We start from the raw sequence: 4670 nt of genomic DNA, 5'->3' as shown, positions 1-4670 counted from the left end.
CCACCGCCCCCACTGATCAACCGGAACTCGCCCCGGCGCCGTTCGGCCGTCTCGGTGAGGGAGCCCAGGGACGCGCTGTCGACGACCCCGTGCCGGACCGCACGGCTGAACTCCGCTCGCTCCAGCCGGGCGATCAGCGCGTCCGCGTGGTCGAGGAGCGCGGGCGCGAGAAGTTCGTCGCGGGCGGCGTTCCAGCCGGTGCCGCCCTCGTGCCGGAAGACCAACAGCAGCCGGAAGCCGAGCGTCCGTAATCGCGCGAGGAGGGCGATCAGCGGCCCCGGCTCGGCCTCCTCGTCGAGCCCGTCGACGAGGACGGTGACTCGCCGCCCGTCCATGGGGCCGGGCGCGGACCCGGACGGGGGCGGCCGGGTCCCGAGAAGCCAGTCCCAGTAGGCCAGATACCGCCCGGGCGGAAAGGCGATGTGCCCCAGTGCGTGATCGGCGAGGTCGGGCCGACTGGACACACCACCCCGGTGGACGAGGTCGGCCCGATGCACGAGATGCCGCAGGGACCGCTCCTTCCCGCTCCCCGGAGGGACCACCGTGACCTTCACCGGCTCCTCGTCGGCGTACTCGTCACCGAACCACCGCGCCAACCGCTCCTCGAAACCGCGGTTCCAGGCGTGCGGACCGCTCAACTCGGCGACCACCGGCGACAGCTCGGCGATACGCGCGACGGGAATCAGATACGAGAACGCGAGCCGGTTGTTCTCCGGCAACAGCTCGCCCATGTCTCCCCGCCAACTGACGACGAGCCCGACGACGCGCGCCGGCTGCCCCTCCCCGGGCCGGGTGCACACGGCGGCCCCGCTGAACCCCCGACGCACGACCTCGGCCTTGGTCACGGCATCGAGCTGTACCCGCTCACCGCTGACCCCGCCGATCCGCCCCCACAGACTCATCCCGTCGTCGAAGCCCTCCGCGTACCCGGTGGCGGACACCTCCATCCCGCCACACAACTCCGTCTCCAGCCGGGCGGGCCGCGCCTGGGGCCGGGGGGCGTCCAACCGCAGTACGGCGACGTCCTCGCCACCCTCCCCCTCGGCGAGCCAACCGCCGGGCGGCACCCGCGCGGACACCGCCTCGATCTCACGGTTCTCCGCGAACTCCACCCACATCACGGCACCCGGATCCCGCACCACATGGGCGCAGGTCAACGCGGTGTTCTGATCGACGAGCACCCCGGCGCCGCAGATGGGGCCCCGCGCACTCCCGCGCCGCAGCCGGAGTCTCCAGTCCGCACGCAATTCCCCCATGCCACCTCACACTACGCGCGGGGCATGGTGCGTCCCTAGACTTGTGAACCAACTTGGATCGTTCAATCGATCCAGTCAATCAACGGAAGCCGACGGGGTGTTGACATGAGCGATACCGAACCGGTCGGCCTCGCGGAGGCCATCGGCACGGTCCGCGCGGAACTGGCCCGGGCGCAGGCGGAGGGCGCGGCGAGCGACTGGCGGTTCAGCGTGGAGCAGGTCAGCCTGGAGTTCGCGGTGCAGTTCCACCGCTCCGGCGAGGGCGGCGCGGGCCTCCGCCTCGGCGTCGTCGAGGCCCGCCTGGGAGGCACGGTCAGCCACGACACCACCCACCGCATCCAGGTAGACCTCAAACCCCTCCCGGGCCCGACGGGCCACCACCACGAGGTAGGCCGCTGAGCCGACCGCCCGCCCCGGCGCGGCATCGCCCAACGCCTCTCACACCGCCTTCGTCTGTACGAGAGAAGCGGTTCGCCGTCGTTGACGCGGATTGCGGGCCTCCCACAGATGCTCCCGCCGACGTCGCCGACCGTGTCACATGCGCGGGTGCCGCCGCTACGACGAGGGCTTGCATGACCCTGTCGCCGAGACGGTCAACATCCCCACGTTCGGAGCCGCATGTTCTTCGACCTCGTCCGGCACGGGCGCCACACCGGCCGTGACGGACCACTCCCCCAGATCGAGAAATGCGGCGAACGCAGGACTCATCTCCATCAGATCGCCATCAAGGCGCCAACCCCGTTCCTCCAGAAGACGGACACCTCGCAGCAGTTCCTCTTCTCTCGGGATCTCTCTGCTGAATGCCGTGCCATTCACGACGCAGTCACGCCCAAGAGGATCCTTCGCGACCACAAAACCCTCGCCTACGTCTCCGAAGGCGTACCGAAGATCCCTCACCACTTGAGCCCGGGTCTTCTCTGCAGTCGCGGAGGACGAGGAGGGCGACGCCTTCGCTCGTGTCGGCTCGGTCGACGGAGCCGATGCCCCGTTCTCACCGCCTCCGCAGCCAACCCCCAACAGCCCCACCATGATTGCACTGGCAACTACGCGGCCAGCATTCCTACCCACTTTGCCCCCACCTCGATCAGGTCTTGAGGATCTCGTTCGCCCACCGCAGTTCGGCGTTCTCCGCCTTCAGGCGCTTGTTCTCTGCAGCCTCGTCCGAAATCACGCCAGGGAGCTGGCCGGCATCGGCTTTGGCTTTGGCTTTGGCTTTGGCTTTGGCTTTGCAGATCCGCTCCGCACCGTCTCAGCGGCACAGATCCCGAGCTTCGCGGCGCCCGCCTGCAACGCGGCCCACTCAGGTAATCCGGCCGGACCTCCGCGACCATGCGCACCGCACGCTCACGAAGCTCAGCAGGATAGGGGGACGGACGTGCCATGACTCCATCAGGCCCGGGGCACATCAGAGCCTCCATCAGACCCGGAGCGGTCACCCGCACCGTCTCCGCCGGGACTTCCCAGACACTCCGGATGCATTCGCATCCGCATCCACCCCATACGACAACGTCGGCCTTCGAGACCACAGCCGGGTCTCGAAGGCCGACGTCACGCCAGACCCCGGAGTAGCCAACAGCATCTGAGTCTCTCTGTCTCCCGCCCGGGGGCCTTCGCTACGGCACGCTTCGCCTCAGCCCGATGGACGCAGCTCGCGGTACTTCGCGGACAGGAGCGGACCGAGGTGTCCGACGACCTCGTGTCCCGGCTCGTCCCGGTAGGGCAGCTGGTCCAGGAATGACGTCACGATCACTTCCGTGACGCCGGGGATTCCTCGTACCAGCTGCCGCTCCAGGAACTTCAGGGTCGCCCGCCAGTCAGGCGCCTCGGGGTCCCTGCCAAGGCAGGAGTCGACGACGGCCGGTGTCACGTCCAACCCGAAGAAGACGTGAGGCAGTGGCTCGCCCTGGTTCTCCACGTGGATCTCGTAGAGCTCACCGAACTCGGGTACGGCTGCGACGAGCTCTTCCAGAAAGCGGACGTCGTCACCCATCAGCAGTTCCCCAGACCTGGACAGTCGGACGCACCAGTGTGCTTTCCGGCCAGGGCGTCATCGATAGCACTGACGAGGTTGTTCGCCACCTCAATGTCCTTGGCTCTCTTGATTATCGGGACCCGCTTTCCACCCTTCACCCTATTGGTGTCCTACGTGAGGAAGCTGTTGAGGGCGCTGCGGTACTGCGTGGTGCGGCTGACGTGGCTCCGGCCCTCCACGAGCACACCGGTTCCGCCGAGCACGACGTTGCAACAGCGGGCTACCGCCGTCCCGGCCGACCTGCTGACCGGAGCGGCCGCGTTCGGGCCGCCGCAGTGTGTACGAGCGGGACGCGACGTCGGTGTGGTCGGACCGTGACGGCCTCCCCGGGCGGTGGGCCCATGAGGCGTCGGCAAGTGAGTCAGGGGGGTCGATCAGGCAGTGCCCGTTGGTCGTGCGCGACTGGCGTGACCGGAAGCGATCAGCCTGGACCGAACGCGTGTGCCTAAGTTAGGTTCCTGCCGACCACAAAAGTTTCATATGTTTTTCATGATACGGGGGAACTGAATAATGATGACGCGTGCGCGTATGCGTGGCGTCGGGGGAACCATCGCGATCGCTCTGAGCTCCGTTCTCGCGGTCGGGCTGCTGCCTGCCACCGCGACGGCGTCGACCGCGGCACGGCCGAACACTCCGGGGACGCAGGCCCGCTCCGCTGTGGAGAAGGCACCGCTCTCCGAGGAGGAGGCGCGGGCGGAGGCCGAACGGACCGGTCGGAGTGTGGAGATCACCTCACTGCGCGGTGAGAGTCACGACGTGTTCGTGACCCCCGAGGGAGATCTGGAGAGGCGGGAGTACCTACGTCCCGTCCGGGCCAGGGTCGACGGCGAGTGGAAGCCGATCGACGCGGACCTGGCGCCGACCGGCAGGGGCACGGTCGCGCCGAAGGTGGCCACCGTCGGGCTGGAGTTCTCCGGGGGCGGCTCCGACACACCGCTGGTGCGGATGACCAAGGCGGGCCGCGAGCTGGCGCTGTCCTGGCCCGGCACGCTGCCCGCGCCCGAGCTGGACGGCGCCACGGCGACGTACCGGGACGTCCTGCCGGACGTCGATCTGCGGATGGGAGCTCAGGAGGACGGCTTCACGCAGTTGCTCGTCGTCAACAGTGCGGCGGCCGCGGCCAGTCCGACCCTTGCCGAGCTGCGGCTCAGGCTCGCCGCGGACGGCATGGAGGTCGAGCAGACCGAGGGCGGCGGGCTGGCCGCCGTCGACAAGGGCGCCGGCACCGCGGTGTTCGAGGCGCCGATGCCACAGATGTGGGATTCCGGCGACGGCACCGCCGGGGAAGCCACCACACGTACGGCCGCGTTCTCGACGAAGGCCGACGCCGCCCCCGCCACCGACGCGGCTGCCCCCGCCAAGGCTGCCGACGCCACCGACGC

4 protein-coding genes and 2 pseudogenes are annotated in these 4670 nt (G+C 69.0%); 2 read left to right on the top strand and 4 right to left on the bottom strand.

The window, feature by feature from the left end; genetic code table 11:
* Positions 1-1256, bottom strand: a 1256-nt coding sequence (locus tag P1P70_RS41000; protein ID WP_319247030.1) for a serine protease, incomplete at its 3' end; no start/stop codon positions are given.
* A gap of 105 nt (positions 1257-1361) precedes the next feature.
* Between P1P70_RS41000 and P1P70_RS40995 the strand changes: the two genes are divergently transcribed.
* Positions 1362-1655, top strand: coding sequence for a trypco2 family protein (locus P1P70_RS40995; protein ID WP_230215657.1), 294 nt, complete (start codon positions 1362-1364; stop codon positions 1653-1655).
* Between the two features lie 156 nt (positions 1656-1811).
* On the opposite strand, the gene P1P70_RS40990 is transcribed toward P1P70_RS40995, so the two are convergent.
* The 3 genes and pseudogenes from P1P70_RS40990 to P1P70_RS40980 all read right to left on the bottom strand — a co-directional run bounded on the left by P1P70_RS40990 (position 1812) and on the right by P1P70_RS40980 (position 3246).
* Positions 1812-2285: a hypothetical protein gene (locus P1P70_RS40990; protein ID WP_319247026.1), complete on the bottom strand. Its 474-nt coding sequence runs from the start codon at positions 2283-2285 to the stop codon at positions 1812-1814.
* Between the two features lie 61 nt (positions 2286-2346).
* A pseudogene (locus P1P70_RS40985) lies at positions 2347-2638 on the bottom strand (IS3 family transposase); the annotation flags it as partial.
* A gap of 248 nt (positions 2639-2886) precedes the next feature.
* Entirely contained in the window at positions 2887-3246 is a 360-nt protein-coding gene (locus P1P70_RS40980) for a hypothetical protein (protein WP_319247024.1), read from the bottom strand.
* A gap of 570 nt (positions 3247-3816) precedes the next feature.
* On the opposite strand from P1P70_RS40980, the pseudogene P1P70_RS40975 reads away from it, so the two are divergent.
* Positions 3817-4670, top strand: a pseudogene (locus P1P70_RS40975) (LamG domain-containing protein); the annotation flags it as partial.

Source organism: Streptomyces sp. MB09-02B (assembly GCF_033794485.1).
In the GTDB taxonomy this organism is placed as follows: domain Bacteria; phylum Actinomycetota; class Actinomycetes; order Streptomycetales; family Streptomycetaceae; genus Streptomyces.
The sequence above is the reverse complement of the archived record's forward strand: the minus strand, read 5'-3'. Positions and strand labels throughout refer to the sequence as shown.